The sequence below is a fragment of the Streptomyces aurantiaciflavus genome (assembly GCF_049808595.1).
Lineage (GTDB): Bacteria > Actinomycetota > Actinomycetes > Streptomycetales > Streptomycetaceae > Streptomyces.
Window position 1 is genome coordinate 93,333 of sequence record NZ_JBNCAQ010000004.1, and the last position, 26,554, is coordinate 119,886.

Consider the following 26,554-nt stretch of genomic DNA (forward strand, 5'->3'; position numbering starts at 1 on the left):
CGCCTTCACCTGAAGAAACGCAACCGGCTCCGGGCTCCCGGCGCGCATCCGAAACCTCGTCACTCTCCCCCTGCTCCTTGCCCCCACCCGGAACCACCTCACCGACCCCTCGCTCCTTACCCCCACCCGAAAACACGTCACCGACACTCCACTCCCGGCTCTCTCCCGCCGCGCTCTCCTCCCCCACCGCGCTCTCCTCCCCCGGGAGCCACTCCTCCGACCGCTCGTCCCGGGACGCCGGGCTCCCCGGTGTCCCGGGCCGGTCGAGTTCACCCAGGCCGCTCATCGCACCCCCTCCGTGGCGGCGACCCGTGCCCCGGGCCGGACCGGCGAGATGCCGGGCATTACCGCCGCGCCGGGCACCGGCGCCCCGCCGGGAGCCGCCGATGCACCATGCACCGCCGACGCACCGGACACCGCGCCCGTCCCCCGCGCCGGCGCGGGCCCCTCCCCCCGGCCGGACCCGCGCACATCTCGGGCCCGCCCGTCGGGGCCGGTCCAGCGGTCGGGGAGCCACGCTTCCGCCGGGACGGCGAACGGCCGGGGCTCGCCGGCTTCGTCGACGGCGACCCGGCGGACCGGGCTGTGGGAGAGGACCTCCAGGTAAATGCCGTGAAATGCCGCGACGTTCTGCTCGACGGTGAACAGTTCGAGGGCGCGTGCGCGGGAGGCCGCGCCCAGGCGCGCACGGCGCTCGGGGTCGCGCAACAGCGCCACGCACGCCTCCGCGAACGCCCGCGGGTTGCGCGGTGGGACGACCAGCCCCGTACCGCCGATGACCTCGACCACCGCACCGACGTCCGTGGAGACGGTCGCGCGCCCGCAGAGCATCGCCTCGACCAGGCCGACCGGGAAGCCCTCGACGACGCTGGACAGGACGACGACGGCACCGGCCGCGTACGCCTCCGCGAGGCCGGGCAGCTCCGGGCCGCCGATCTCCTCGAAGGAGACCGGGTTGTCGCCGACGGCGTGCGGCCCGTCCGCCTCGTCCGGGAAAAGCTGCGCGGCCAGCATCCGGCAGTGCCCGAGGTACGCCTGTCCCTCCGGCCCGGCCGGTGCGCCGATGATCCGCAGGCGGGTCCCGGGCTCCTCCATTCTGACCTGCGCGAAGGCGTGCAGCAGGGACACCAGGTCCTTCGCGGGCTCCACCCGGCCGACCCAGACCAGCGTGCGCGGGTCGGCGGTGTCCGGCGAGTCGCCGACCTCGGCGAAGCGGGAGGCGTCCATGCCCGGGTAGACGGTGCGCAGTCTGGCGCGGTCGGCGCCGCACCGCTCCTGCCAGCGGCGGGCGTGCGCGTTCCCGGGCGTGACACACGCGGCTTGCCGGTACACCTCGGCGGCGAGCCGCCCGTGGAACGCGGCGAGCAACGCCCGCACGGCGGGGGCCGGTTCGGAGACCGGGGAAGCGGACGAGGAGGACGACGAGGTCGACGAAGCCGAGGAAGCCGCCCCGGCCCCGGAGCTCAGATAGTGCGTCCGCAACCGCACCCCGTACTCCGTCACCACCAGGGGCACCCCGAAGAAGTGCCGCGCCAGCAGCCCCGGCAGGGCCGCCGCACCCCCCGACGCCGCATGACACAGGTCCGCCGAGCCCAGCCCGTCGGCCCCGTCGGCGCCGCCGTCCTCGTACCAGTCGAGCGAGAGGGGGCGCAGCAGCCGTTCCAGGTGCGCGGCCACGGCGAGCAGGTCGGGAACGCGCGCCTCACGCGCCGTACGCAGTGCGCCGGGCGCACCGCAGGCGCGCTCCAGGGCGCGCACGGCGCCCTCCGAGCGGAGCGCTCCCACCAGTCCGCCCTCGTCGCGCGCGAGTTCGGCGAGCCCGTACAGCGCAGTGCCGAAACGGTCCGCCTGCGCCGCGAAACGCTCCCCCGAAGCCTCGCCGGAGCCCCCCTCGCACAGGACGGCCACCAGCTCGCCGTAGCACTCGGCGAAGCGCCGGCGCGCGCGCCGCCCGTACGCGACCCCGTCGTCCTCGGCTCTCCACAGGGGCGCTGTCCGCACCTGGCGGACCTGCGGCGGCAGTGCGACCCGGCCCGCGGCCTCCTGGTGCTCGCTGCGGCTGAGCGCGTAGAGGTCGAACTCGTGCTGCCCGAGCCCGCGCACGAGCCGGTCGCACCAGAGTCCGGCGTCACCGCTCACATACGGATAGCCACCCTCCGTAAGCAGTCCGATGCGCACGTGTGCACCCCCGATCTCCCGTTTGGGGAGCCACCGTTGACCCGGCGGCTCGCAGCGGGAAGAAGGTATGCGGACAAGACGGTGGCGCGACGGACGGTTGTCCGCAGCGCCACCAAAAGGGGTGAACGGTCGTAACTTTCCCGTGCGGGTCGCGTTCCGTCGCGCTAAGAGATCATGCGGTCGCGAAACGTTACGCCAGGCGCGTCATCCGGCGCCGCGCAGCGAGGGGCACGCACCCGGAGGGCGTGCGGAGGGCATGCCGGCATGGCTCACGAGCCACGCGTCAACCCTTGGGGTAGGGCCAGGGGTTGGGCAGGCAGCGGATCCCGTTGTGCTCCAGGAACTTCGTCTGCTGCTGCATGACCGGGGCGAGTTCGCCGTTCTTGTCGCAGGTCACATGGTCGTAGCGGAGCCGGTGGCCGACCTCGTGGTTGATGAGCATCTGCCGGTAGGCGTACATCTTGTCGCCGTAGGTCTTCGACCCCTGCGCCCACCGGTACGCGTTGATCATCACGCGCTCGGTGGCGGCCGAGTTGCAGGAGACGTTGTCCACGGTGGTGTCCAGGCCGGACTTCGCGCACCAGTCGGCGGTGGTGCCGGGGCTGGCGAGCGTGATGACGAAGTCGGGCTTGCCCGAGTAGATCCGCTCGAAGGTCCGCGCGCCGCCGTGGGCCCAACTGCGTTTGTCGTTCAGCGTCTTCTGCACGGCCTGCGCGAAGAGTTCGGCGTCGAGCCCCAGCCCCTGCTCCACGTCCACGCGGTAGGTGTACTTCTGCCCCTTGCCGGGCGCCTTGTCGATGCCGGGCACGGCGTCGAACTTCCCCGGCCCCTTGAGCGTGGCACTGAGGGCGTACTTCTCGTCCATCTTCTGCTCGTACGTCAGCGGCGCCACACTGGCGGACGGCGAGGGGCTCGGCCGGTCGTTGCCGCGCGCGGCGGAGTCGCGGGCGTCACGGTCGGCCTGGTCCGTCGTGGACTGCGACCGGGCGGAGTCCTCGTCCCGCGCGTCGGTGACCTGCCCGGCCACCACCACGGCCAGCACGGTGGTGACGGCGGCGGCCGCGATCCCGGTGAACGTCCGCCCCTTGGTGCCCTTGGCGACCACGGGTCGGCCGGTGGGCGGCGCGTCGTCGTCGGCCGGGGCGGGCCCGCGCGTGGCCGGGTCCCAGTCGGTGACGGAGGCGTACGGGTCGTAGGCGTTGTTCGCGTGTGAGGACGTGGCGACGGACGCGGGCCTGCGGTGCGCGAAGACGTCGTCGTCCTCCTCGGCGAAGGCGTCGAGGTACTCCCTGCGCGGGCCTCCGGCACCCGCCGGCCTCTGGCGGGGAATCAGGGGCCCGGCCCCGCTCTCCGTCCGCCCTCTCAACTCCCCCCAGCCGCCCCCGCCTTCACGCTGCTCGGGATGACCGCCACGGACCTGGGGGAAGCCGTGAGCGGGAGTTCCGTCGGGCGATCCGGGCACGCCGCGGACAGGAGTGCCGTCGGGAAGCCGGGGAAAACCGTGCGCGGGCGTCCCGTCGGGAAGCCGGGGCACCCCACGAACCGGCGTACCGCCCGAGGGACGGCCGGCCCCCTGGCCACGGCCACCCCGTGCGTCCCCCTGCTCAGCTCCCTGGGAGGCGCTCCCGGAACTGCCCTTCGACGCGCCCTTGGGCGCTGGTCCCCGTCGACTGTGGCGTCCCACGACCCCCCCCCCTCAGCTCCCCGCACTCGCGGACCCACCGGCCCGCTCGGACAACGTGCCGGAGACCGCACCGGTTCCCGGCCCCCTTGCCGAACCCGTCTCCGCCAGTAGTTCCCTGAACGCCGTGGCGACGGTCCCCGGGTACTCCATCATCGCCACGTGCCCCGCGTGGGGCAGCGTGAGCAGACGGCAGTCACGGAAGCTGCGCGCGGCCTTCTGGGCCATGCGGAAGCCGACGAGCTGGTCACGGCCGCCGTAGATGAGGAGCGTCGGGGCGAGGACGCGCTCGGCCTGGCGCCACAGGCCGTGCTGGCCGCCGAGCGTGTACGCGTTGACGAGCCCGCGCGCGGACCGCGTCATCGCGTCCCAGAAGTACGGCAGCTGCAGCCGCCGCTCCATCTCCTCCACCGCGTGACGGAACGCCTCCGGCGAAACCCGCCCGGGGTCGCCGTAGCACAGGGCCATGACCCCGCGGACCCGCTGTTCCGCCGTCCACTCGCGGGTGAAGCGGCTGAAGAGCGCGGCCACGCCGGGCATGCCGAGCAGGCCCGTGGGCACCGCGGTGCGCTGGACGCGCAGCTCCGGCAGGGCGGGCGAGACGAGGGTGAGCGTGCGGACGAGGTCGGGCCGGACCGCGGCGACGCGCGTGGACACCGCGCCGCCGAGGGAGTTGCCGAAGAGGTGGACGGGTCCGCGTTCCTGCGCGTCGAGGTAGCGGATCACGGCACGCGCGTGTGCCGTGATGGAGTAGTTGCCGTCGTCCGGTGGCGGGGAGTCGCCGAAGCCGGGCAGATCGACGGCCTCGCTCTCGACGACCCCGTCCAGCAGCGCCATCAGCGCGGACCAGTTCTGCGAGGAACCGCCGAGCCCGTGCACGAACAGCGCGGGTTCGAGTCCCGCGCGCGCGGGCGGCCTGGAGCGGATCGTCAGGCTGACGCCCGGCAGTCCGACCGATCGGAGTCGCTCGCCCTCGGCGACCCGGACGGAAGCCGCCTTCGGCAGCACACTGGTGGGCGGCACGGACGGCAACTCGGTCGAAGACATGCCCGCAATGTTACGAGACGATCACGCCCGGACTTGTGTGTTCGCCGTCACAGACGACGGGCTGTACGTCGTACAGATAGGGGCGCGATTCCTGGGCACATCGCATAGCGTCCGCAAAGAGTGTCTCCTAGGCTCGTACAGAGGGCACCCGCGTGTGGCCCCTGCGCCCCGGGGACGTTCGTAGGAAGGGAGCCCACCATGGCCATCGACCCCACCGATCCCGAGACGTTCGTGGACGACGACGGCGGCGCCGCGGAGTTCGACGTCGAGGCCCCGGAGAACGATGCCGCCGAACAGCACGCGGACGTCACGCCGCAGCGCGACGACCCGCTGGAGGGCGTCGACCCCGCCCGTGCGAACGAGGCCGACCTCGTCGAACAGGCCCGCGTCGTCTCGCTCGACGAGGACGACTATCGCTGACGCCGGCACCGTGCGCCGAGCTGCAGTGGGGCCGCAGTCTGCCCGCATCGCCCCGGTTTGAAACCTTCCGCACCGCTTTTGTCATCGTCCGGTACGTGAAATTCTGCGCTCTCACCGCGCACACCACGGTTACCGAAAAGTACGATGGCGGCGCGGCGGCACACCGCAAGAGGACGACTTTGGGAGGCGGCGTGACAGCCATCGAGCAAACTGAGGCGGCGCGCCCGCGGGGCACGCGCCTGCCGCGCCGTGCCCGACGGAACCAGCTGCTGGGCGCCGCCCAGGAAGTCTTCGTCGCGCAGGGCTACCACGCGGCCGCGATGGACGACATCGCCGAGCGGGCCGGCGTCAGCAAGCCGGTGCTCTACCAGCACTTCCCGGGCAAGCTCGACCTCTATCTCGCCCTGCTGGACCAGCACTGCGAATCCCTCATCCAGGCGGTGCGGGGCGCGCTCGCCTCCACGACCGACAACAAGCAGCGCGTCCGCGCCACGATGGACGCCTACTTCGCCTACGTCGAGGACGACGGCGGCGCCTTCCGCCTGGTCTTCGAGTCGGACCTGACGAACGAGCCCGCGGTGCGCGAGCGCGTCGACAAGGTCACCAACGAGTGCGCCGAGGCGATCTGCGACGTGATCGCCGAGGACACGGGCCTCTCCCGCGCGGAGTCGATGCTGCTGGCCTCCGGCCTCGGCGGCCTCGCCCAGGTGGTGGCCCGCTCCTGGCTGCACAGCGACCGCAGCGTGCCGCGCGACGAGGCGGTGCAGCTGCTGGCCTCCCTCGCCTGGCGCGGCATCGCCGGCTTCCCGCTGCACGGCACCGAACAGCACTGAGCCGCGCGCACCTCGGCCGTTTGTTCCCGCCCGCTGTTCGCTCCTGGCGTGGACGGCAGCGCCGTGTCCGTCCCCTCACCGGGCTAATGTGTGCAGCGTACGGCGCGGACGCCCGCGCACCCATGACCGTCGGAGGGACATAGCCGTGGAGGTCAAGATCGGCGTGCAGCACGCGCCCCGCGAGATCGTTCTGGAGAGCGGTCAGAGCCCCGAGGAGGTCGAGCGGGTAGTGGCCGAGGCACTGGCCGGGAAGTCGCAGCTGCTCAGCCTCGAGGACCAGCACGGCCGCAAGGTCCTGGTCCCGGCCGACCGCCTGGCCTACGTCGAGCTGGGCGAGCCGGCCCCGCGCAAGGTGGGCTTCGGCGCGCTCTAGGCGAACGCCCAGCGACAGGGGCCCGGCGGCCGGACAGGCCGCCGGGCCCCTGACCGTTTCCCCGCGGTGCTGCCCGACCGTTCCCCACTTCCCCGCGGTGCTGCCCGACCGTTCCGCACCTCCCCGCGGTGTTGCCCGACCGTTCCCGACGCGGGGACCCACCACCGTTTCCCCGCTGTTCCCCACGCGGGGACCCGCCACCGTTTCCCCACCGTTCCCCACGCGGTCACCCCACCGCCGTTTGCTCCGCTGCCTCTCCGAGCGCCGCTTCCGCATCCGGCTCACCACCGGAACTTCTCCACAGATGGCGCACAAGTCGTCCACACGGGAGGATTGCATTCCGCAGGTCACGGGTATGACGGGCTACGACCTTGATGCACAGCCCGCCGTCTGGGAGGGACCCGCATGATCTTGGAAGCGCTCGGCTCCGCTGTGCTCGGTCTCGTGCTCGCGTGGGCGGCGGTCCACCGCCTGTCCCACCGCCTGCCCGCGCCCACCCTCGTGTTCGCGACAGGCGTCGCCGGAGCCCTGTTCGGTGACTTCGTCACCCACAGCGCGCTGGGCCCGGGCGCGGTACTGCCGAGCCTCCTGGGCGCGGCGGCCATCTCCGCCGCCTCGCTCTCCCTGCTGCTGCGCCCCGCGGGCCGCCTCCGGCGACGATCGGCGCCGGCGTAGCAGCCGGCGCCGTCGGGGCCCGTCCGGCGGATCACGCCGCGGGCGCGGCGCTCGGCACGCCCATCCGCGGCGATGAGACACCGCCGGTTCCCTGCGCACTGATCCGCCCGGCAGGCGCTCGCGTCCTCAGGCCGCCAGCCCCAGCGCGGCCATCCGCTTGGTGTGGGCCTCGGTGATGCGGGAGAACATCCTGCCGACCTCGGCGAGGTCGAAGCCGTCGGCGACCCCGCCCACGAGCATCGTGGACAACGCGTCGCGGTCCGCGACCACCCGCTGGGACTGCGAGAGGGCCTCGCCCATCAGCCGCCGTGCCCACAGCGCGAGGCGTCCGCCCACGCGCGGGTCGGCGTCGATGGCCGAGCGCACCCGGTCCACGGCGAAACCGGCGTGACCGGTGTCGTCGAGCACGGCCAGCACCAGGGCGCGGGTGTCGGAGTCCAGGCGCACCGCGACCTCGCGGTAGAAGTCGCTGGCGATCGAATCGCCGACGTACGCCTTGACGAGGCCCTCCAGCCAGTCCGAGGGGGCCGTCTGCTTGTGGAAGCCGTCGAGCGCGGCGACGAACGGCTCCATCGCGTGCGTCGGTTCCTCACCGATCTCCGTGAGCCGGTCGCGCAGCCGCTCGAAGTGGTGGAACTCGGCCGACGCCATCTTCGCCAGCTCCGCCTTGTCCTCCAGCGAGGGCGCCAGCTTGGCGTCCTCCGCGAGCCGTTCGAACGCCGCCAGCTCGCCGTACGCCAGTGCGCCGAGCAGGTCCACGACCGCGGCACGGTACTGGGGATCGGCGGAGGCATGCGCCCAGTCCTGGGAGGCGATACCGGCGGTGGCGTTCTCAGACTTGTCAGAGGTGGTCATGAAGCGCACAATAGCCCGCTCGCCGCCCGACGGAAGTCCCTGGTCAATCTGTGTGCCCACGAGGACCCGACGGACCGGGCGCGTCGGTGTGACAACCACAACGTGACCGAATCAGCCATCGCGTGTGCGCGATTCCGGGGTATGGTGGTAATGCGCCTGCCGAGTATTCGACGGGCCGCACGTATGAGGATGCCCGGTCGGTGGCCCGATCGGCTCCGACCCGACAGCCCTCCCTGACCGTACGGCACTGTGCGTACGGGGATCGGAGGGACACCTCAGCGGTTCGAAGGCTAGAGCGTCGGACGAGGTCCCGTGTCCTGACGGCTTGCCCGTGAGAGGCGGCCGACGTCCCCCGGCACGGTCCGACACGACCCCCGCGCTCGCCTCGCACCGCGCACACAGAAGAGGCAGCACCCTGACTACGACGTTCCGAGAGCTCGGGATCCTTCCCGAGACCGCCGAGGCCCTGGAAGCCGTCGGCATCACCACCCCCTTCCCCATCCAGGAGATGACGCTCCCCGTGGCCCTGTCGGGCACGGACGTCATCGGCCAGGCCAAGACCGGCACCGGTAAGACGCTCGGCTTCGGCCTTCCGCTCCTCGAGCGCGTCACCGTCCCCGTCGACGTCGAGGCCGGCCGCGCCCGGCCCGAGGACCTCACCGACGCCCCGCAGGCGCTCGTCGTCGTCCCCACGCGCGAGCTGTGCACGCAGGTCACCAACGACCTGCTCACCGCCGGCAAGGTGCGCAACGTACGCGTCACCGCGATCTACGGCGGCCGGGCCTACGAGCCGCAGGTCGAGGCCCTGAAGAAGGGCGTCGACGTCGTCGTCGGCACCCCGGGCCGCCTGCTGGACCTCGCCGGCCAGAAGAAGCTCGACCTCAAGCACATCAAGAGCCTGGTCCTCGACGAGGCCGACGAGATGCTCGACCTGGGCTTCCTGCCCGACGTCGAGAAGATCATCAGCATGCTCCCGGCCAAGCGCCAGACCATGCTCTTCTCGGCGACGATGCCGGGCGCGGTCATCGGACTCGCGCGCCGCTACATGTCGCAGCCCACGCACATCCGCGCCACCGCGCCGGACGACGAGGGCGCGACGGTCGCGAACATCAAGCAGTTCGTCTACCGCGCGCACTCCATGGACAAGCCGGAGATGGTCGCCCGGATCCTGCAGGCCGAGGGCCGCGGACTGGCGATGATCTTCTGCCGCACCAAGCGCACGGCGGCCGACATCGCCGAACAGCTCCAGCGCCGCGGGTTCGCCTCCGGCGCCGTCCACGGCGACCTCGGCCAGGGCGCCCGCGAGCAGGCGCTGCGCGCCTTCCGCAACGGCAAGGTGGACGTCCTCGTCTGCACCGACGTCGCCGCGCGCGGTATCGACGTCGAGGGCGTGACCCACGTCATCAACTACCAGTCCCCCGAGGACGAGAAGACGTACCTGCACCGGGTCGGCCGTACGGGCCGCGCGGGCGCGAAGGGTACGGCGATCACGTTCGTCGACTGGGACGACATCCCGCGCTGGCAGCTGATCAACAAGGCGTTGGAGCTCGACTTCAACGACCCGGTGGAGACGTACTCGAGCTCCCCGCACCTCTTCGAGGACCTCGGCATCCCCGCGGGCACGAAGGGCGTCCTGCCGCGCTCGGAGCGTACGCGCGCCGGGCTCGACGCGGAGGAGCTGGAGGACCTGGGCGAGCCGGGCGGCCGTGGTGGACGCGGTCGCGGTGACCGCCGGGGCGGCCGGGACGAGTCCGGCTCCGCCGACCGCGAGCGCCCCGCCCGTACGCCGCGCCGCCGCCGTCGTACGCGGGGCGGGGCGCCCCTCGACGCCACGCCGGCGACCGAGGCCACGGCCCCCGCGACGGAGGAGTCGGCTTCGTCCCGCACGCCGCGCCGCCGTCGCCGTACGCGGGGCGGGGCCGCACAGGAGGCGGTCGCCGCCGCCCCCGCGACGGCCGCCGTCGAGCCCACCGCCCCCGAGGCTGCCGAAGCGGCCGTGACGACGGCGGAGGGCCCGGCCCTCGACACCCCGGAAACCCCGACGAAGCCGCGCCGCCGCCGCACCCGCCGCACCGCGGACGCCCCGGCGGAGACGGCTACCGAGACGACGGCGGAGACCCCGGCCGCCGAGGCCGCCGTCGACACCGTCGAGGCCACGGAAACCAAGCCGCGCCGCCGCACCCGCAAGGCCACGGCCCCCGTCGAAAGCGTCGAAACGACGGCGGAAACCCCCGCCGCCGAGGCCGCCGTCGACACCGTCGAGGCCACGGAAACCAAGCCGCGCCGCCGCACCCGCAAGACCGCGGCCCCGGCGGAAGCCACGGTCGCCACCGCCGAAGCTTCGGAGACGGTGACGGAGACGACCGAGGTCAAGCCGCGCCGTACGCGCAAGGCCACGGCACCGGCGGAGACGGCTGCGGTACCCCCCGCCGCCGAGGCCGCCGTCGACACCGTCGAGGCCACGGAAACCAAGCCGCGCCGCCGCACCCGCAAGACCGCGGCCCCGGCGGAAGCCACGGTCGCCACCGCCGAAGCCTCGGAGACGGTGACGGAGACGACCGAGGTCAAGCCGCGCCGTACGCGCAAGGCGACGGCACCGGCGGAAGCCGCGGTCGACACGGCCGAGGGCACGGAAGCCAAGCCGCGCCGCACCCGCAAGGCCACGGCCCCGGCCGAAGCCGCCGTCGACACCGTCGAGGCCACGGAAGCCAAGCCGCGCCGGACCCGCAAGGCCACCCAGCCGACGGCGGCCACCACCGCCGACATCCCGGCCCAGGCCACGCAGGAACCCGACGTCAAGCCCCGCCGCACCCGCAAGACCGCGGCGACGGCGGAGGCCGCGGTCGACACGGCGGAAGGCACGGAAGCCAAGCCGCGCCGCACCCGCAAGGCCACGGCCCCGGCCGAAGCCGCCGTGGACACCGTCGAGGCCACGGAAGCCAAGCCGCGCCGGACCCGCAAGGCCGCGGCCTCCGCCACCGTCGAGGCACCGGAGACGGCGTCGGACGCCACCGAGGTCAAGCCGCGCCGCACCCGCAAGGCGACGGCCCCGGCCGAAGCCACGGTCGACACGGCCGAGGCCACGGAGGCCAAGCCGCGCCGCACCCGCAAGGCCACCCAGCCGACGGCGGCCACCACCGCCGACATCCCGGCCCAGGCCACGCAGGAACCCGACGTCAAGCCCCGCCGCACCCGCAAGACCGCGGCGACGGCGGAAGCCACGGCCGACGCGGCCGAGGCGAAGCCGAGGGTCCGGCGTACGCGCAAGACGACGGCCGCCGCGGAGCCCACGGACGGCTGACGTCCAGTCAGCCCTACGGCCCGGTCCCTCCCTCGGAGGGGCCGGGCCGTAGGCGTTCGTGGAGCCGCCCCCGCCTCTCCCCGCGCCCTCCCGGTAGCCTCACCCCGTGACCACGCCGATCAGCTTCACCCCTCCCCCCGGCGCCCGCGCCTACTCCCTGCGCACCGCGCGCGGCGAGTTCGCCGTCGTCGACTCGCCCGTGGCCGCCGGTGTCGAACCGCGGGGCGTCGCGCTGCTGCTGCCCGGGTTCACCGGGAGCAAGGAGGACTTCCACCTCCTGCACCAGCCCCTCGCGGTGCGCGGATACCGGACCGTCGCCGTCGACGGACGCGGGCAGAACGAGTCGGACGGGCCCGCCGACGACGAATCACCGTACGCGCAGGACGAGTTGGCACGGGACGTGCTCGCGCAGGCGGCCGCCCTCGACACGCCCGTGCACCTCGTCGGCCACTCCCTGGGCGGTCAGATCGCCCGGGCCGCGGTCCTCCTGGACCACGCCCCCTTCGTCTCGTTCACCCTGGTCGCCTCGGGTCCGGCCCAGATCTCCGTCTCCCAGCAGCAGCGTGTGAAGCTGCTCCACGACGCGCTCGCGGTGATGACGATGCCCGAGGTGTGGGAGGCCATCCTGGCGATGGGCCCGCCGGAGGAGGTCGGCGGCCCCGCCCGCGGCTTCGGCGAGCTGCCCATGCTGCGCCTGCGCTGGCTGAACCACAAGCCGGCCCAACTCCTCGCCACCGGCCGTCAGTTGCTCGTCGAGCCGGACCGGGTCGACGAACTCGCCGCCGTCTCGCTGCCGTTCCACGTCCTGTCCGGCGCCCGCGACGACACCTGGCCGGTGACCGTCCTGGACGACATGGCCGTACGACTCGGCGCGCACCGGACCGTCGTCCCCGGAACCGAGCACTCCCCCAACCTGGACCAGCCCCTGCCGACGGCCCACGCCCTGGCCGACTTCTGGGACAAGTACCCCCAGGCCTAGGAGCGGGCACCGACCTGGGAGAGAGCGCAGGTCTGGGACGAAGCGCAGGACCAGGACACGGGACGGCCCCGGGGGGCAAGCGCTAGTACTGCGTCTGCAAGTGCTCCCAGAACCCGTCCCGCAGTGCGCGTCTCAGGTCCGCCTGGCCGCGCAGCGAGTACTGCAGGATGCCCTCGGCCTCCACCAGCAGGTCCTGGTCGACGGAGCCGGGCAGGTACGGGTGGCCGGGCAGCAGCTCCACCAGGGACTCCCTGCCCCGCGCCGCCAGCCACTTCGCCGCGATCTGCGCGCCGACGAAGCGGACGTCCTCGCGGGTGGGCCGGGAGGCGCCGGCCGCCTCGTACGCGGGGGCGGTGCGCCGTGAGACGTACGGCTTGAAGAAGTCGAGGTCGAGGGTGCGCTGGCTGTCGACCTCCCACAGCAGGGGCTCGGCCTGGTTGCGGCCCTCGGGAGCCTCGATGCCCCAGAGGTGGACGCGGGCGCCGTAGCCCTGAGCGGCCTCCACGGCCGACACCAGGTCCTCGTCGCCGCCCAGCAGGGCCGCGTCGCTGATGGCACGGTGCCGGGCGAGGGACTCCAGGTCGCTGCGGATCAGGGAATCGACGCCCTTCTGCTGGTTGTTGGCGTTGAGATTGCCCAGCCGGACCTTGACGTCCGGGAGTTCGGCGATGGACTGCTGCTCGGCGGTGTGGATGCGGCGCCGGGCGCCGTCGTACCAGTAGACGCGCAGCAGCCGGCTGTCCGCGAAGATCGTCCGGGCCCGGTCGATGAGCGCCTCGATCAGGCCCTCCGCGTCCAGGTCGAAGGCCCGGCGGTCCTCGGTCCCGGCGACCAGCCGGCCCGCGGCCGCGTACAGGTACCCCGCGTCGACGAAGATCGCATGGGTCGAGGGCGTCTTGGCCACCTCGGCGAGCATGCGCGTCAGCAGCTCGTTCGTGCGGTCGATGCGGGCGGCGAGGGCCGCGAGGTCGTCGTTCATCACCTCCATTGTCCCGGCGGTCACGCTGCGAACACAACCGGTCCCGTTCGGTCCCGAGACCCGCTTACCCGTCAGTAATTAGTCGTTCGAAAAATTTCTTTAGCGTAGGGAATGTTTGTAACAAGCATCGCGTTGAGTACGTACGGAACAGGGGGCACCGTCGTCCCGTGGGCCACTCACCAGTAGTTCTCCTTCAGGAGGATGACCAGACGAAGGGAGAAGCCATGCGCTTCGAAATCATGCGACTCGACGACGTCGACGGCACGCCCGTGGACACCACCGTCGTGGACGCCGCCTCCGTCAACCGGATCGTTCAGCAGGCCGCCGCCATCGGGCAGCGGTTGTGGATCCGTCCGGCCGACACCTCGGCCTCGTAACCCACGGGTCCCTTACACACACTTCGGAGCCCCGTACGACATCATCCGGATGGCCGTACGGGGCTCCGCGCGTTCGCGCGCCGGGGCTCAGCTCCCCCGGATCACCTGGGTGACGCCGTTGATGATCTGCTGCACGGCGATCGCGGAGAGCATCATGCCCGCGAGCCGCGTCACCAGGACGACCCCGCCGTCCTTGATGACCCGGATGATCAGCAGCGAGTAGCGCATGACGAGCCACAGGACGACATGGATGGCGAGGATCGCCGCCCACACCGACACCTGCGTGGCGGCGCTGTCGGCCTTCTGGACGGCCAGGATGACGGACACGATCGCGCCCGGACCGGCCAGCAGCGGCATGCCCAGCGGGACCAGGGCGACGTTGACGTCCTTGGTCTGCTTCGGCTCGTCGGTCTTGCCGGTGAGCAGGTCGAGCGCGATCAGCAGGAGAAGCAGCCCACCCGCGATCATCAGCGCGGGCACGGACACATGCAGGTAGTCGAGGATCTGGTGCCCGAGCAGCCCGAAGACGGCGATCACGCCGCCGGCCACACAGACGGCCTGGAACGCCATCCGCTTCTGCACCTTGCCGGGGCGTCCGGCGGTCAGCGCGAGGAAGATCGGGGTGATCCCCGGGGGATCCATGATGACGAAAAGGGTGAGGAACAGGGAGCCGAAGACGGCGACGTCGAACATCAGTGCAGAGGCCTTGCGGGAAAGAAGGTGAACGGGGGACGGGGGTCGACCTCAGGCCCCGCCGGTCCCCGGCACCGGGAACGCCCCGGTGGCCCGCCGGGTGATCTCCCCGTACACCTCGGGGTCGGTCGTGTACTCGCCGAGCACACATGTCTTCCGGCTGCCGTGGTAGTCGCTGGACCCCGTCACCAGCAGCCCCAGCTCCTTGGCGAGCCCCCGCAGCCGCGCGCGGGTGTCCGCGTCGTGGTCCATGTGGTCGACCTCGATGCCGTCGAGGCCGGCGGCCGCCAGCTCGGCGATCGCGGACTCCGGCACCGTACGGCCCCGCTTGCTCGCGGCCGGGTGCGCGAAGACGGTGACCCCGCCCGCGGCCTTGACCAGGCGGATCGCCTCGAAGGGGTCGGTCTCGTGCTTCTCGACGTAGGCCCGGCCGCCGTCGGCCAGCCAGTCCGGCGTGAACGCGTCGCTCACGGTGGGGACGACGCCCAGCTCCACCAGCGCGGTCGCGACGTGCGGCCGCCCGACGGACCCGTCGCCGGCGATCCGGGCGACCTGCTCCCAGGTGACGGGCACGCCCAGGTCGTTGAGCTTGGCGATCATGCCCTTGGCCCGCGGCACCCGATCGTCGCGCACCAGCTCACGCTCGGCGAGCAGCGCGGGCTCCTCGGCGTCGAAGAGGTAGGCCAGCATGTGCATGCTGATGCCGTCGATACGGCAGGACAGCTCGGCGCCGGTGACGAGGGTGAGCCCCCGCGGCAGCGCGGCGATCGCCTCGGCGTGGCCGCGCGTGGTGTCGTGGTCGGTGAGCGCGACGACGTCCAACCCTGCCGCGGCCGCGTGACGGACCAGCTCGGCCGGGGTGTCCGTGCCGTCGGAGGCCGTGGAGTGGCAGTGCAGATCGATGCGCACGACGCGGACTCCAGGCGATGAGGGACGGACGGGGACGCTCCAGCATAACGGGAAGTCGAACGCCCCCTGTCACACCCGCACCGGACGATCGCCCCCTACACGCACGGCGCGAGCACCACTCCGGAGGCGGGAACTCCACGGCCGGCCCACCGCGCCCGCAGGCACCGCCCAGCCCACTCCGACCCGCAGCCGCCCGGCACGCCTGACACCCCGCACCCGAGCGGGCACCCCCCACCCGGCACACCCGAGCGGAGCGTCACGGCTTGAGCAGGCGCGGCGACAGCGCTCCGCACGGCACCAGCTCCACCTCCGCGCCGGCGTCCCGCAGGTCCGTCAGCACCAGTTCGTCGTACATCAGCAGGCCGGCCGGCTCGGGCCACACCACCGCCCACAGCCACAGCCCCCGTGCCTCGCCGGCGAAGACGGCACGGTCGTCCGGGACGCCGGAGACATGCCAGAGCGGCGTCGGGCGGCCGGCGGCCAGAACCTTGGCCTGGGGCGGCTTCTCGACGTTCATGTACGGGCCGGGGTCCGGGCCGTCCATCCCGGCGTACCGCGCGCCGAGGCCGACGCCGAGCTCCTCGGCGACCAGGATCAGCTCGCCCACGCCACCGAGCGGACCCGGTCCGGAGCACGCCACGGCGGTGGCACGGCCGCCGCTGCGGTCGTCACCGGCGTACGCCACACCCGTGAACAGCCAGCCGACCGGCAACGGCCACGGCATCCACACCGGCACCTGCGTGCGATGCACGACGACACTGAGGGCCTCGACGCTGGGCGGGATCACGGGCTGCAGCGGATGCACCGTCCCGTGCACATCGCACTGCCAGGAATCGGCGAAGAGTCCGGGAGCCCTGACCCGGCCACCACACTTCGGGCAACTGGGTTCGCCCCTCATAGGGCCCCACGGTCCTACCCCATCCCGCCCACGTCAAGGACGATCACCCGTCCGGGCGGAAGCAGGCGGGTATATGCACTCCACATTAGTTAGGTGCGCTAATCGGCAGCCGGAGCCGGAGGGCACATCGGAGGGCGCAGTCACCGTCTTCGCCAACTGGTGCTTGTCGGCGACCGGTTGGTGACCTTCCTCACGCGGCGTCAGTCCAGCGGGACGGACGTCCGGGACGGATCCCGAAGGTCCGTGCCGTTCGTCAGCCAGCGTTCCTGGAGGGCCTGGGCGCCGTGCACCCGCTTCCAGGCGGCCTCGTTGGGAGTCATCGGAAGCAGCGGCAGGAAGCGGACCGGGTCGAGGGGCTCGTCGAGCTCCAGATCCTCGACCAGACCGCCCGGCTCGGCGACCAGCACCGAGGTGAACGGCGCGCCGGGCCACAGCGGTTCACCGACGTCGAGGGAGGCGCCTGGCGCCACGATCACACCCTCGACCTGCGGGGACGCGGCGAGGACGGCCAGCGGGCGCAGCACCTTGTCGGTGTCGGCGAGGCCGCCGCGCACGGACAGGACCAGCTCGGCGCGCGGGCCCTTGACCGGGTCGGCGAGCATCGCGGTGGGGTCGCCCATCGGCTGCGCGGACATGCCGAGCGTGGCGTAGCGGACGATGTCACCCTCGTGGAAACGCAGTACCTCGACGCGGTCCGTGCCGAGGAAGGTGACCGCGGCGCGGGCGTCGGGCTCGCCCAGCGCGGTACGCAACCGGGCCTCGACCAAAGGGAGAACATCAACCATGTCGCGAGCATAGAACTCGTCAGTACCGGGCAAAGCAGCGCCTTGACACTTCGGTCGGCTGATACTCTTGCCCGGTGCTTCGGGGCAGCACGCAGACGGGGGCACCGCCCAGGCCGTTCAGGCACTGGGGGAGTCGCGATCGAACCCCGACGCCCAAGGGATTCCCTTACGGGGGACCGGCTGGAGGAGGTGGGGCTGTCATGGATCGAAGTCGACCGTGCAGTACCACTCGCTCTTCCCGCCGCTGATGTAGCTCTGTGGCTCCGGCTGACCGCCGCCTCTCGCGCTCGCGTCTTCACACGGAAGAGCACTTCGTTTCGTTTTACCGGATCCGCCTGATCTGTTCGATCGGGCCGATCCGATCCGCCTGATCCGATCGGGCCGATCCGTCCGATCTGAAGCAGTAGCTGAATCAGTAACGAAACCCGCCACCGCGACGGTGCGGTGCTCCCCGCTTTGTGGACGTGCCAAACATCCGCACTCAGGACGTCCTCATTCCGGGTGGTTCCACCCGTCGTCGGTGCCTTTCGTTGCCTGTCGCGAAGGAGCCTGCCATGTCGATGATCCGCGACCTGCGTGCCGTGGTCCGCCCGTCCCGCCCCTCCCTGCGCAAGGACCACGGCGGCGCGTACGACACCACCCGCGACCCCGCCACGCCCTCGGCCGTCGTCGACTGCGCCGTCTACCGCGACGGTGCCCGCGTCCCGACCGCGACGCCGCTCACCCCGCACGAGGCCATGCGCCAGGTGCGGCGCGACGGCGGCTTCGTGTGGATCGGGCTGCACGAGCCGACCGAGGCCGAATTCGCCGGTATCGCGAGCGAGTTCGGGCTGCACCCGCTGGCCGTGGAGGACGCGGTGCAGGCCCACCAGCGGCCGAAGCTGGAGCGCTACGACGACTCCCTGTTCACGGTCTTCAAGACCATCCACTACGTCGAGCACAAGCAGCTCGACGCCAACAGCGAGGTCGTCGAGACCGGCGAGGTCATGTGCTTCACCGGCAAGGACTTCTTCATCACCGTCCGGCACGGTGGTCAGGGCTCGCTGCGCGGACTGCGCCACCGCCTGCAGGACGACCCCGAGCTGCTCGCCAAGGGCCCCTCGGCCGTGCTGCACGCCATCGCCGACCACGTCGTCGACGGCTACATCGCGGTCGCGGACGCCGTGCAGGACGACATCGACGAGGTGGAGACCGAGGTGTTCTCGCCGGGCCGCAAGGGCGCCCCGCGCGGCACGGACGCCGGCCGGATCTACCAACTCAAGCGCGAGGTCCTGGAGTTCAAGCGCGCCGTGTCGCCGCTGCTGCGCCCGATGCAGCTGCTGAGCGAGCGGCCCATGCGGCTGATCGACCCCGACATCCAGAAGTACTTCCGGGACGTCGCCGACCACCTCGCCCGCGTCCAGGAACAGGTCATCGGCTTCGACGAGCTGCTCAACTCGATCCTCCAGGCCAACCTCGCACAGGCGTCCGTCGCCCAGAACGAGGACATGCGCAAGATCACGTCCTGGGCGGCCATCATCGCCGTACCGACCATGGTGTGCGGTGTCTACGGCATGAACTTCGACTACATGCCGGAGACGCACTGGAAGTACGGCTATCCCGTGATCATGTCGGTCACGGTCGCCCTCTGCCTGGGCATCCACCGCACGCTGAAGCGCAACGGCTGGCTCTGAACGCTGCTGGATAGGCTGGGGCCATGACACGCGAGCTGCTCGACCAGGCCCTCGTCGAGGAGGCCACCAAGAAGTCCGGCCTCATCTGGGTCAAGGCCGCCGGTGTTCCGGCCGCGCGGGCGCTGTGGCACGTGTGGCACGAGGGCGCGGCCTGCCTGGTCGGCGACGGGCCGGGCGAGCAGCCGCTGGCGGGGCTGGCGGACGGTTCGTCGGCCGAGGTCACCGTGCGCAGCAAGGACAAGGGCGGCCGGCTGGTCTCCTGGACCGCACGGGTCGTGCAGCTCTCCCCCGGCACCGAGGCGTGGGACGCGGCCGTCGCCGACCTCAAGGGCAAGCGGCTGAACGCGCCGGACGGCGAGGCGATGACCGAGCGGTGGGCGGCCGAGTGCAGGGTCGTCCGCCTGGAGCCCACGGGTGGCACGCTGCCGCTGCCCGACGGCGACCTGGCGGCGGCGCCCGTGCCGTCACCGGCCACCACACGTGAGCCGATCCCCGCGGGGCTTCACCGGCTGCTGCTGAAGAAGCGCAAACGGAAGCAGGCCTGATTCCTGCTCGGCGCAGGCCGGAGCAGCCGCGGCCGACGCCGTCCGTCCCTGCCCGCCACGACGCCGCCCGCTCCCGCCGCTACGACGTCGGCAGCTCCTTGCCGTAGTCCACGGTCTCGCCCTTGGCCGGCTTCTGCAGGGCGAAGTCCTTGCCCCAGGCCGAGAAGGTCAGCGTGCCGGCGCCGCCGGCGCGCACCAGGCGCAGCGGGTAGGGCTTGCCCTCCAGGGAGACGTCCAGCGTGCCGCCGGAGCCCCCGTCGCCGGTGATGCGGATCGTGCGCACCCCGGCCTGCTCATGATGCCCGTCCTTGCCCAGCGAACCGTGCAGCGTCAGCAGATCGCCGAGAAGGAGGTCCTTGTCCGTGAAGCCGCTGAACTTCTTGTACGAGGGGTCGCCGGTCGGCACCTTCACGTACTTGCCGTCGAGCTTCTCCGCGGCCGCCGTGTCCGAGTCGCCGGAACCGGCCTTGCCGTCATCGCTCTTCCAGAACGCCGCGTCCGCCTTCAGGTACAGCTGCTCCCCGACCCGCAGCAGGTGGAAGCTGGCCCCCTGCGCGGTGACCGACCCGGTGCCGCCGTCCGACTTCAGGCGCATGTCGAGCTTGTACGACTTCCCGCCGGCGACCACGGTCCCCGACAGCCGTACCGTGTCGACCGCGCCGGCGGCCGACTTCGTCTCGGCCTGGATCTTGTCGGCGGGCAGCTTGCCGACCCCGTTCGTGCCCGCGTCCGGATCCTCACTGCACCCCGTCACACCCATGCCCGTCACGACCAGTGCGCACATCGCGCTCATCAGCGCGGCCCGGCGGTGGGTACGGCCCTGGGGAATCGCAGTCACAGAGAAGGCTGCCTTTCTGCGGGGGTGTCCTGACCGGCGTACCGCAGCGTACCGGGGTCGCCGGCCCCCGGCGGAGCCAGTCCGTCCGGACCGCTCACCAGGGCGTACCCGATCGGGACGGGCTAGCCTGAAGCCCGCACGAGCGGGCAATCGGGATAAGAGCCTCACCGGCAACACCCCACCCATCACTGCAGGAACCACCCCGTACGTGCGCGTACGAGAAGGAGGTGCGGCCATGGCCGCGGGCGTCCCCCGGATCTTCGTCTCGCACCTCTCCGGCGTCGCCGTGTTCGACCCCGCCGGCGACCAGGTGGGCCGTGTGCGCGACCTGGTCGTGATGCTGCGCGTCGGGCGCAAGCCACCGAGGCTGCTCGGGCTGGTCGTCGAACTGTCCACCCGCCGCCGCATCTTCCTGCCCATGACCCGGGTCACCAGCATCGAGTCCGGGCAGATCATCACCACCGGTGTGCTCAACGTCCGCCGCTTCGAGCAGCGGCCCACCGAGCGCCTCGTCTTCGGCGAGCTGCTCGACCGGCGCGTCACGCTCGCCGAGACCGGCGAGGAGGTCACCGTCCTCGACCTGTCGGTGCACCATCTGCAGGCCCGCCGGGACTGGGAGATCGACCGGGTCTTCGTGCAGAAGGGGCGGAAGGCGGGCGCCTTCCGCCGCGGCAGGGGCGAGAAACTGACCGTGGAGTGGTCGGCCGTCACCGGCTTCTCCCTGGAGGAGCACGGGCAGGGCGCCGAGAGCCTGCTCGCCACCTTCGAACAGCTGCGCCCGGCCGACCTCGCCAACGTCCTGCACCACCTCTCCCCCAAGCGCCGCGCGGAGGTCGCCTCCGCCCTCGACGACGACCGCCTCGCCGACGTCCTGGAGGAGCTGCCGGAGGACGACCAGATCGAGATCCTCGGCAAGCTGAAGGAGGAGCGCGCCGCGGACGTCCTGGAGGCCATGGACCCCGACGACGCGGCCGACCTCCTCGCCGAGCTCCCGGAGGCCGACAAGGAACGGCTGCTGAGCCTGATGCAGCCCGACGACGCGGCCGACATGCGCCGCCTGATGTCGTACGAGGAGCACACGGCCGGCGGGCTGATGACGACCGAGCCGATCGTGCTGCGGCCCGACGCCACCGTCGCCGACGCCCTCGCCCGGGTCCGCAACCGCGACCTGTCCCCCGCACTCGCCGCCCAGGTCTACGTCTGCCGCCCGCCGGACGAGACCCCCACCGGCAAGTACCTCGGCACGGTCCACTTCCAGCGCCTGCTGCGCGACCCCCCGTACACCCTGGTCAGCTCGATCCTCGACGACGATCTGCAACCGCTGGAGCCGGACGCGGCGCTGCCCGTGGTCGCCGGGTTCTTCGCGACGTACGACATGGTCGCGGCGCCCGTCGTCGACGAGGCGGGGTCGCTGCTGGGCGCGGTGACCGTGGACGACGTCCTGGACCACATGCTGCCCGAGGACTGGCGGGAGACGGAGTTCCACCTGGAGGAGGGAGGTGTGCCCGATGCCTCCTGAGCGCGAGAGCGTCCGCACCGAGCGCGCCCCGGCCGGCGCCACGGCCACCGGTCGTCCCCGGGCCCGCCTGGACCAGCCGCGCCCGCCCCGGCGCCGGATCCTGCCCGAGTACGACCCGGAGGCCTTCGGACGGCTGTCGGAGCGCATCGCCCGCTTCATCGGCACCGGACGGTTCCTGGTCTGGATGACGGTCGTGATCATCGTGTGGGTGCTGTGGAACATCTCCGCACCCCGCGACCTGCGCTGGGACGAGTACCCGTTCATCTTCCTGACCCTGGTCCTGTCCCTGCAGGCCTCGTACGCGGCCCCGCTGATCCTGCTCGCGCAGAACCGGCAGGACGACCGCGACCGGGTCAACCTGGAGCAGGACCGCAAGCAGAACGAGCGGTCCATCGCGGACACCGAGTACCTCACCCGCGAGGTCGCCGCCCTGCGCATCGGCCTCGGGGAGGTCGCGACGCGGGACTGGATCCGCTCGGAGCTGCAGGACTTGGTCAAGGAGCTGGAGGAACGGCAGAACGGCCACCGCCACGACCCCGTCGTATTCCCGGCGGAACGGTCACGCGGACGTGACGCAGACGACCGCTGACAGCCTTTCCTACGCCCCGGTACAGCGCCGTACCATCGTCCTTATGGCTACGGAAGACGCGGTGCGCGAGGCACTGGCGACGGTGAACGACCCCGAGATCAACCGCCCCATCACCGAACTGGGGATGGTCAAGTCGGTGGAGATCGGTGCGGACGGAGCGGTCGCGGTCACCGTGTACCTGACGGTCTCCGGCTGCCCGATGCGCGACACGATCACGCAGCGCGTCACCGAGGCGGTCTCCCGGGTCGAGGGCGTCACCCGGGTCGACGTCACGCTCGACGTGATGAGCGACGAGCAGCGCAAGGAGCTGGCGTCCGCGCTGCGCGGCGGCCAGACCGAGCGCGAGGTCCCCTTCGCCAAGCCGGGCTCGCTGACCCGCGTGTACGCGGTCGCCTCCGGCAAGGGCGGCGTCGGCAAGTCCTCGGTGACGGTGAACCTGGCGGCAGCGATGGCGGCCGACGGTCTGAAGGTGGGCGTCGTCGACGCCGACATCTACGGCCACAGCGTGCCGCGCATGCTGGGCGCGGACGGCCGTCCGACCCAGGTCGAGAACATGATCATGCCGCCGTCCGCCAACGGCGTGAAGGTCATCTCGATCGGCATGTTCACCCCGGGCAACGCCCCGGTCGTCTGGCGCGGCCCGATGCTCCACCGCGCCCTCCAGCAGTTCCTCGCGGACGTGTACTGGGGCGACCTGGATGTGCTGCTGCTCGACCTGCCCCCGGGCACGGGCGACATCGCCATCTCCGTGGCCCAGCTGGTCCCGAACGCCGAGATCCTCGTCGTGACGACGCCTCAGCAGGCCGCCGCCGAGGTCGCCGAGCGGGCCGGCTCCATCGCCGTCCAGACCCACCAGAAGATCGTCGGCGTCGTCGAGAACATGTCCGGGCTGCCCTGCCCCCACTGCGGCGAGATGGTCGACGTCTTCGGCACGGGCGGCGGCCAGCTGGTCGCCGACGGTCTGACCCGCACGACGGGCGCCTCCGTCCCCGTCCTCGGCAACATCCCCATCGACGTCCGCCTCCGCGAGGGCGGCGACGAGGGCAAGCCGGTCGTCCTGACCGACCCGGACTCCCCGGCGGGCTCCGCGCTGCGCGCGATCGCGGGGAAGCTGGGGGGACGGCAGCGCGGCCTGTCGGGACTGTCCCTGGGGATCACCCCCAAGAACAAGTTCTGACACGCGCAGCACGACTCCCGCTACCCGTACGACGACGGGGGCGCCGTCCGGCAGGGACGGCGCCCCCGTCGTCGTCACGGTGGCCAGTCGTCGTCACGGTGGCCAGTCGTCGTCACGGTGGCCGCTTGTCGCGGCGGTGACTACTCGTACTCCGAGATGTTTTTGATCACGGCGAAGCCGAGCCCGTATGCGCTCATGCCTCTCCCGTACGCCCCCACGTGCACCCCTTCCTTCGTCGAACCGGCCAGGACCCAGCCGAATTCGGACTCGCGGTAGTGGAAGGGGGTGGGCACGCCGTCGACCGGGAGGGAGAGGGTGGACCAGTCCGGGCCGGAGAGGTCGTCGGCCAGGACCCAGGCCGTCTCGGTCTGCTGCTCCAGCCAGTCGTCGCGCAGGCTGTGGTCCATATGGCCGGGCCAGGTGAAGGACAGCAGCCCCACGCCCGCCAGCCAGGCCGCGGAGGACACGGACGTGGCCTCCAGCAGCCCCGTGCCGTCCGCGCTGCGCCGTACGGGGTTGGCGGCGACCGTCACGACGACCGCGAACTTCCCACGGTCCTCCCCGGCCGTCTCGTGCCGTACGGAGGGCTCGTCACCGTGCCCGATCGAACCGTGCTCGACGGCCCCGTCGGCCGTCGCGCCGACCTGCATCAGCCAGCGGGGTCCCGTGAAGGCCTCGTCGAGGCCGTACCAGGGGAAGGGTGCCTCCAGGTAGCCGTCGACCGTGCGCCGGACGGAGGGCAGCTGTTGTCCACCCTCCGCGGCCGGCGCCTGTTCGACTGCCCGACTCGTCGTCTCCATGTGCCCGGACGCCTCCTCGCTCTCGCCGGACCGTCCCGGCCCGCCCCCCTTCGGGCGTACTCGTCCGGTCCGCACAACAACCAGGCAGCATAGCCATCCTGGAGTCGGCTGAGGGGAAGCCGCCCGGCGCGTGGGGCGTGCGCCCCCTCACACCGGGCGGCCCGGGTGGCTCAGGTGGCGTCCGCGTCGAAGACCGGGCGGTCGTCCTTGCCCGGAGTCTCGGGCTTCTTCTCCATGTCGACACGGCTGCCCGACGAACCCGAAGAGGATCCCGACGACGACTCCGACTCACGGCTGTGGACCGCGTCGGTGACCTCGGCCATCTCCTTCTTCAGGTCGAAGCCGTTGCGGATCTCCTTCAGCCCCAGGTCCTCGTTCTCCAGCTGCTTGCGGATGAACGTCTTGGGGTTGAGGTCCTCGAACTCGAAGTCCTTGAACTCCGGGCCGAGTTCCTGCCGGATGTCCTGCTTGGCGCTCTCCGAGAACTCACGGATCTTCCGGATCGTGCGCGTCACGTCCTGGATGACCTTCGGGAGCTTGTCCGGACCGAAGACGAGCACGGCCAGGACGATGATCGTCACCAGCTCGAGCGGCCCTATGTCATTGAACACCTGAAGCTCCTTGCGATGTCCGCGGTCCTCGGCCCTCGGTGGTCAGTTCGGGTCTTCCGTGGTCCGGGCCGGGTCCACGGTACCTGTCGCACCTGTCCGACCGGTACCGTCCCGAGGTGTCCGAGTGCGTACGGGCGACCTGTTTTTCGCGTTGTTTGCCTTGTGGGGCCACGATTCGGGTCCTGGCCTGTGAGGTTTCTGTCAATCGGAGGACCCGAGCACCAGGGAGAGGGTGCGCTTCTTCCCGTCGCGCTGGATCGTCAGCTCCAGGCGGTCGCCGGGGCGGTGGGCGCGGGTCCTGACGATCAGTTCCTCGCCGGAGTGGACGGGCCGGCCGTCGACCTCGGTGATGACGTCGCCGGCCTGGATGCCGGCCCGGTCGCCGGGGCCGCCCGGGGTGACCGGGGATCCGCCGTCGCTGCCCTTGGCGCCGACGCGGGCGCCGTCGCCGGAGTAGTCCATGTCGAGGGTGACACCGATGACCGGGTGGGTCGCCTTACCGGTGTTGATCAGCTCCTCGGCGACCCGCTTGCCCTGGTTGATCGGGATGGCGAAGCCCAGGCCGATCGAGCCGGCCTGGCCGCTGTCGGAGTCGGTGCCGTCGGCGGCGGAGCGGATCGCGGAGTTGATGCCGATGACATGGCCCTGCGCGTCGAGGAGAGGGCCGCCGGAGTTGCCGGGGTTGATGGGCGCGTCGGTCTGCAGCGCGTCGACGTACGACATGTCGCTGCCGTCGCCGCTCTCGCCGCCGGCCGTGATGGGCCGCTCCTTGGCGCTGATGATCCCGGAGGTGACGGTGCCCTCCAGGTCGAAGGGGGCGCCGATGGCGACGACCGGGTCGCCCACCCGGACGTTGTCGGAGTTGCCGAGGTACAGGGGCTTCAGCCCCTTCACGCCGGTCACCTTGACGACGGCGAGGTCGTAACCGCTGTCCCCGCCGACGACCTCGGCCTTGGCGGTCTGGCCCCCGTTGAAGACGATCGTTATCTCGCCGTCGGATCCGGCGGGCTCGACGACGTGGTTGTTGGTCAGGATGTGGCCGAGCGAGTCGAGCACGAAGCCGGTTCCCGTCCCCGACTCCTCGGTGCCGCTGACATGCAGGGTGACGACGCTGGGCAGGGCGCGGGCGGCGATCCCGGCCACGCTGTCGGCGGGCCGCCCGGCGGGCTCCGCGGAGGCCTGCGGCAGCTCCACGCCGTCCAGCCCGCCGTTGCGCTCCAGGTACACGCCCACGACCCCGCCGAACACCCCGGACACAAGGGCAAGGGCCATGGCTCCCCCGACAAGCTTCTTCCGCACCCGCCTGCGCCGCTGCCCCTCCGTGAGCACGGCAGCCCCGGTCTGCTGGAGGGGACCGGCGGGGGCGGCCCAGGGGTCGTAGCGGTGCCAGGGGTCGGTGGGGGCGGCCGGGGCTCCGGGGACGGAGGCGATCGGCGCAGGTGCTCCACCGGGGCCCGAGGGCCCGGACGGTATGCCCACGCCGGGGGGAGAGACGGCCGCCGCGGACGCGGGGTCGGGCGCGGTGGGGGTGGGAGCGGGCGGGGCGGCGGTGGCAGTGCCGGGGGCGGGCGTGCCGGGGACGGGTACGGCCGGCGCAGAGGCGGTCGCGCCGGGCGCAGGGACAGGAGCGGCGGGGGCGAACTCACCGGGGGCAGGCGTACCGGGGACGGGTACGGCAGGCACAGAAGCCGTCGCGCCGGGCGCAGGGACAGGAGCGGCGGGAGTGAGGGCGCCCGCGGCAGGCGTGCCAGGGATGGGAGCGGCGGGAGTGAACTCGCCGGGGACAGGCATGCCGGGGACGGGCACGGCGGGCGCGGAC

At 72.1% G+C, this 26,554-nt stretch carries 25 protein-coding genes; 12 read left to right on the forward strand and 13 right to left on the reverse strand.

Annotation, left to right across the window (positions count from 1 at the left end; all coding sequences use genetic code 11):
• Positions 1–282: 282 nt before the first annotated feature.
• The 3 genes from ACPT94_RS05395 to ACPT94_RS05405 form a co-directional block, all read right to left on the reverse strand.
• A complete protein-coding gene (locus ACPT94_RS05395) occupies positions 283–2,178 on the reverse strand; it encodes a DUF3492 domain-containing protein (protein WP_425245239.1) in 1,896 nt (631 codons plus the stop codon).
• Positions 2,179–2,461: 283 nt separating this feature from the next.
• On the reverse strand, positions 2,462–3,862 hold the full coding sequence (locus ACPT94_RS05400) for a DUF3152 domain-containing protein (RefSeq protein ID WP_360336111.1): 1,401 nt from the start codon (positions 3,860–3,862) through the stop codon (positions 2,462–2,464).
• A 12-nt stretch (positions 3,863–3,874) separates the two neighbouring features.
• Entirely contained in the window at positions 3,875–4,906 is a 1,032-nt protein-coding gene (locus ACPT94_RS05405; RefSeq protein WP_360336113.1) for an alpha/beta fold hydrolase, read from the reverse strand.
• A 198-nt stretch (positions 4,907–5,104) separates the two neighbouring features.
• On the opposite strand from ACPT94_RS05405, the gene ACPT94_RS05410 reads away from it, so the two are divergent.
• The 4 genes from ACPT94_RS05410 (at position 5,105) to ACPT94_RS05425 (ending at position 7,207) form a co-directional block, all read left to right on the forward strand.
• On the forward strand, positions 5,105–5,326 hold the full coding sequence (locus ACPT94_RS05410; protein WP_360336115.1) for a hypothetical protein: 222 nt from the start codon (positions 5,105–5,107) through the stop codon (positions 5,324–5,326).
• 191 nt (positions 5,327–5,517) lie between these two features.
• Positions 5,518–6,159, forward strand: a complete 642-nt coding sequence (locus ACPT94_RS05415; protein WP_189934265.1) for a TetR/AcrR family transcriptional regulator — start codon at positions 5,518–5,520, stop codon at positions 6,157–6,159.
• 145 nt (positions 6,160–6,304) lie between these two features.
• Positions 6,305–6,532 carry a DUF3107 domain-containing protein gene (locus ACPT94_RS05420; protein ID WP_189934263.1) on the forward strand — a complete coding sequence of 76 codons (228 nt, stop codon included), beginning with the start codon at positions 6,305–6,307 and terminating at the stop codon, positions 6,530–6,532.
• Positions 6,533–6,937: 405 nt separating this feature from the next.
• A complete protein-coding gene (locus tag ACPT94_RS05425) occupies positions 6,938–7,207 on the forward strand; it encodes a hypothetical protein (RefSeq protein WP_360336117.1) in 270 nt (89 codons plus the stop codon).
• A 126-nt stretch (positions 7,208–7,333) separates the two neighbouring features.
• Here ACPT94_RS05425 and ACPT94_RS05430 read toward each other — a convergent pair whose 3' ends face one another.
• A complete protein-coding gene (locus ACPT94_RS05430; protein WP_360336119.1) occupies positions 7,334–8,071 on the reverse strand; it encodes a ferritin-like fold-containing protein in 738 nt (245 codons plus the stop codon).
• Between the two features lie 499 nt (positions 8,072–8,570).
• On the opposite strand from ACPT94_RS05430, the gene ACPT94_RS05435 reads away from it, so the two are divergent.
• Both ACPT94_RS05435 and ACPT94_RS05440 read left to right on the forward strand, forming a co-directional pair.
• On the forward strand, positions 8,571–11,363 hold the full coding sequence (locus ACPT94_RS05435) for a DEAD/DEAH box helicase (protein ID WP_425245241.1): 2,793 nt from the start codon (positions 8,571–8,573) through the stop codon (positions 11,361–11,363).
• A gap of 106 nt (positions 11,364–11,469) precedes the next feature.
• Positions 11,470–12,342, forward strand: coding sequence for an alpha/beta fold hydrolase (locus ACPT94_RS05440; RefSeq protein ID WP_425245242.1), 873 nt, complete (start codon positions 11,470–11,472; stop codon positions 12,340–12,342).
• Between the two features lie 82 nt (positions 12,343–12,424).
• On the opposite strand, the gene ACPT94_RS05445 is transcribed toward ACPT94_RS05440, so the two are convergent.
• Complete coding sequence (locus ACPT94_RS05445) at positions 12,425–13,330, reverse strand: NYN domain-containing protein (protein ID WP_360336282.1); 906 nt, start codon at positions 13,328–13,330, stop codon at positions 12,425–12,427.
• A 215-nt stretch (positions 13,331–13,545) separates the two neighbouring features.
• Between ACPT94_RS05445 and ACPT94_RS05450 the strand changes: the two genes are divergently transcribed.
• The gene (locus tag ACPT94_RS05450) at positions 13,546–13,698 is read left to right on the forward strand and encodes a DUF8834 family protein (protein WP_129801357.1); all 153 of its coding nucleotides are present in this window, start codon (positions 13,546–13,548) and stop codon (positions 13,696–13,698) included.
• An 87-nt stretch (positions 13,699–13,785) separates the two neighbouring features.
• On the opposite strand, the gene ACPT94_RS05455 is transcribed toward ACPT94_RS05450, so the two are convergent.
• The 4 genes from ACPT94_RS05455 to ACPT94_RS05470 form a co-directional block, all read right to left on the reverse strand.
• On the reverse strand, positions 13,786–14,391 hold the full coding sequence (locus ACPT94_RS05455; RefSeq protein WP_360336123.1) for a MarC family protein: 606 nt from the start codon (positions 14,389–14,391) through the stop codon (positions 13,786–13,788).
• A 51-nt stretch (positions 14,392–14,442) separates the two neighbouring features.
• Positions 14,443–15,300 carry a PHP domain-containing protein gene (locus tag ACPT94_RS05460; RefSeq protein ID WP_425245243.1) on the reverse strand — a complete coding sequence of 286 codons (858 nt, stop codon included), beginning with the start codon at positions 15,298–15,300 and terminating at the stop codon, positions 14,443–14,445.
• Between the two features lie 256 nt (positions 15,301–15,556).
• The gene (locus ACPT94_RS05465; protein ID WP_360336127.1) at positions 15,557–16,198 is read right to left on the reverse strand and encodes a DUF6758 family protein; all 642 of its coding nucleotides are present in this window, start codon (positions 16,196–16,198) and stop codon (positions 15,557–15,559) included.
• A 200-nt stretch (positions 16,199–16,398) separates the two neighbouring features.
• Positions 16,399–16,983, reverse strand: coding sequence for a suppressor of fused domain protein (locus ACPT94_RS05470; RefSeq protein ID WP_425245244.1), 585 nt, complete (start codon positions 16,981–16,983; stop codon positions 16,399–16,401).
• 554 nt (positions 16,984–17,537) lie between these two features.
• On the opposite strand from ACPT94_RS05470, the gene ACPT94_RS05475 reads away from it, so the two are divergent.
• Together ACPT94_RS05475 and ACPT94_RS05480 are read left to right on the forward strand one after the other, a co-directional pair.
• The gene (locus tag ACPT94_RS05475; protein ID WP_360336131.1) at positions 17,538–18,656 is read left to right on the forward strand and encodes a magnesium and cobalt transport protein CorA; all 1,119 of its coding nucleotides are present in this window, start codon (positions 17,538–17,540) and stop codon (positions 18,654–18,656) included.
• A gap of 23 nt (positions 18,657–18,679) precedes the next feature.
• Positions 18,680–19,201, forward strand: coding sequence for a hypothetical protein (locus ACPT94_RS05480; RefSeq protein WP_360336133.1), 522 nt, complete (start codon positions 18,680–18,682; stop codon positions 19,199–19,201).
• Between the two features lie 79 nt (positions 19,202–19,280).
• On the opposite strand, the gene ACPT94_RS05485 is transcribed toward ACPT94_RS05480, so the two are convergent.
• Positions 19,281–20,039, reverse strand: a complete 759-nt coding sequence (locus ACPT94_RS05485; RefSeq protein ID WP_360336135.1) for a hypothetical protein — start codon at positions 20,037–20,039, stop codon at positions 19,281–19,283.
• Between the two features lie 235 nt (positions 20,040–20,274).
• On the opposite strand from ACPT94_RS05485, the gene ACPT94_RS05490 reads away from it, so the two are divergent.
• Genes ACPT94_RS05490 through ACPT94_RS05500 form a run of 3 tightly spaced genes read left to right on the forward strand, consistent with a single transcriptional unit; the run spans position 20,275 to position 23,324 of the window.
• Positions 20,275–21,558, forward strand: a complete 1,284-nt coding sequence (locus ACPT94_RS05490) for a magnesium transporter MgtE N-terminal domain-containing protein (RefSeq protein WP_360336137.1) — start codon at positions 20,275–20,277, stop codon at positions 21,556–21,558.
• Positions 21,548–22,147, forward strand: a complete 600-nt coding sequence (locus ACPT94_RS05495) for a DUF1003 domain-containing protein (RefSeq protein ID WP_360336139.1) — start codon at positions 21,548–21,550, stop codon at positions 22,145–22,147. The genes ACPT94_RS05490 and ACPT94_RS05495 overlap by 11 nt, the downstream gene beginning before the upstream one ends.
• Positions 22,148–22,190: 43 nt before the next feature.
• Positions 22,191–23,324, forward strand: a complete 1,134-nt coding sequence (locus ACPT94_RS05500) for an Mrp/NBP35 family ATP-binding protein (protein ID WP_360336141.1) — start codon at positions 22,191–22,193, stop codon at positions 23,322–23,324.
• A 140-nt stretch (positions 23,325–23,464) separates the two neighbouring features.
• Here the strand turns inward: ACPT94_RS05500 and ACPT94_RS05505 are convergent, their stop codons facing one another.
• The 3 genes from ACPT94_RS05505 to ACPT94_RS05515 form a co-directional block, all read right to left on the reverse strand.
• A complete protein-coding gene (locus ACPT94_RS05505; protein ID WP_360336143.1) occupies positions 23,465–24,124 on the reverse strand; it encodes a hypothetical protein in 660 nt (219 codons plus the stop codon).
• Between the two features lie 170 nt (positions 24,125–24,294).
• The gene (locus ACPT94_RS05510; protein ID WP_360336145.1) at positions 24,295–24,735 is read right to left on the reverse strand and encodes a sec-independent translocase; all 441 of its coding nucleotides are present in this window, start codon (positions 24,733–24,735) and stop codon (positions 24,295–24,297) included.
• Between the two features lie 201 nt (positions 24,736–24,936).
• Positions 24,937–26,526 (reverse strand): S1C family serine protease, encoded by a 1,590-nt coding sequence (locus tag ACPT94_RS05515; RefSeq protein WP_425245325.1) that lies wholly within the window; start codon positions 26,524–26,526, stop codon positions 24,937–24,939.
• Between the last annotated feature and the right edge of the window lie 28 nt (positions 26,527–26,554).

What these genes read in the sequence shown, in the direction of transcription:
- ACPT94_RS05405 (WP_360336113.1), bottom strand. Translation starts at nt 4,906, where the DNA reads ATGTCTTCGACCGAGTTGCCGTCCGTGCCGCCCACCAGTGTGCTGCCG.
- ACPT94_RS05410 (WP_360336115.1), top strand. Translation starts at nt 5,105, where the DNA reads ATGGCCATCGACCCCACCGATCCCGAGACGTTCGTGGACGACGACGGC.
- ACPT94_RS05425 (WP_360336117.1), top strand. Translation starts at nt 6,938, where the DNA reads ATGATCTTGGAAGCGCTCGGCTCCGCTGTGCTCGGTCTCGTGCTCGCG.
- ACPT94_RS05435 (WP_425245241.1), top strand. Translation starts at nt 8,571, where the DNA reads ATGACGCTCCCCGTGGCCCTGTCGGGCACGGACGTCATCGGCCAGGCC.
- ACPT94_RS05445 (WP_360336282.1), bottom strand. Translation starts at nt 13,330, where the DNA reads ATGGAGGTGATGAACGACGACCTCGCGGCCCTCGCCGCCCGCATCGAC.
- ACPT94_RS05450 (WP_129801357.1), top strand. Translation starts at nt 13,546, where the DNA reads ATGCGCTTCGAAATCATGCGACTCGACGACGTCGACGGCACGCCCGTG.
- ACPT94_RS05455 (WP_360336123.1), bottom strand. Translation starts at nt 14,391, where the DNA reads ATGTTCGACGTCGCCGTCTTCGGCTCCCTGTTCCTCACCCTTTTCGTC.
- ACPT94_RS05465 (WP_360336127.1), bottom strand. Translation starts at nt 16,198, where the DNA reads ATGAGGGGCGAACCCAGTTGCCCGAAGTGTGGTGGCCGGGTCAGGGCT.
- ACPT94_RS05470 (WP_425245244.1), bottom strand. Translation starts at nt 16,983, where the DNA reads ATGGTTGATGTTCTCCCTTTGGTCGAGGCCCGGTTGCGTACCGCGCTG.
- ACPT94_RS05475 (WP_360336131.1), top strand. Translation starts at nt 17,538, where the DNA reads ATGTCGATGATCCGCGACCTGCGTGCCGTGGTCCGCCCGTCCCGCCCC.
- ACPT94_RS05480 (WP_360336133.1), top strand. Translation starts at nt 18,680, where the DNA reads ATGACACGCGAGCTGCTCGACCAGGCCCTCGTCGAGGAGGCCACCAAG.
- ACPT94_RS05490 (WP_360336137.1), top strand. Translation starts at nt 20,275, where the DNA reads ATGGCCGCGGGCGTCCCCCGGATCTTCGTCTCGCACCTCTCCGGCGTC.
- ACPT94_RS05495 (WP_360336139.1), top strand. Translation starts at nt 21,548, where the DNA reads ATGCCTCCTGAGCGCGAGAGCGTCCGCACCGAGCGCGCCCCGGCCGGC.
- ACPT94_RS05500 (WP_360336141.1), top strand. Translation starts at nt 22,191, where the DNA reads ATGGCTACGGAAGACGCGGTGCGCGAGGCACTGGCGACGGTGAACGAC.
- ACPT94_RS05505 (WP_360336143.1), bottom strand. Translation starts at nt 24,124, where the DNA reads ATGGAGACGACGAGTCGGGCAGTCGAACAGGCGCCGGCCGCGGAGGGT.
- ACPT94_RS05515 (WP_425245325.1), bottom strand. Translation starts at nt 26,526, where the DNA reads ATGCCTGTCCCCGGCGAGTTCACTCCCGCCGCTCCCATCCCTGGCACG.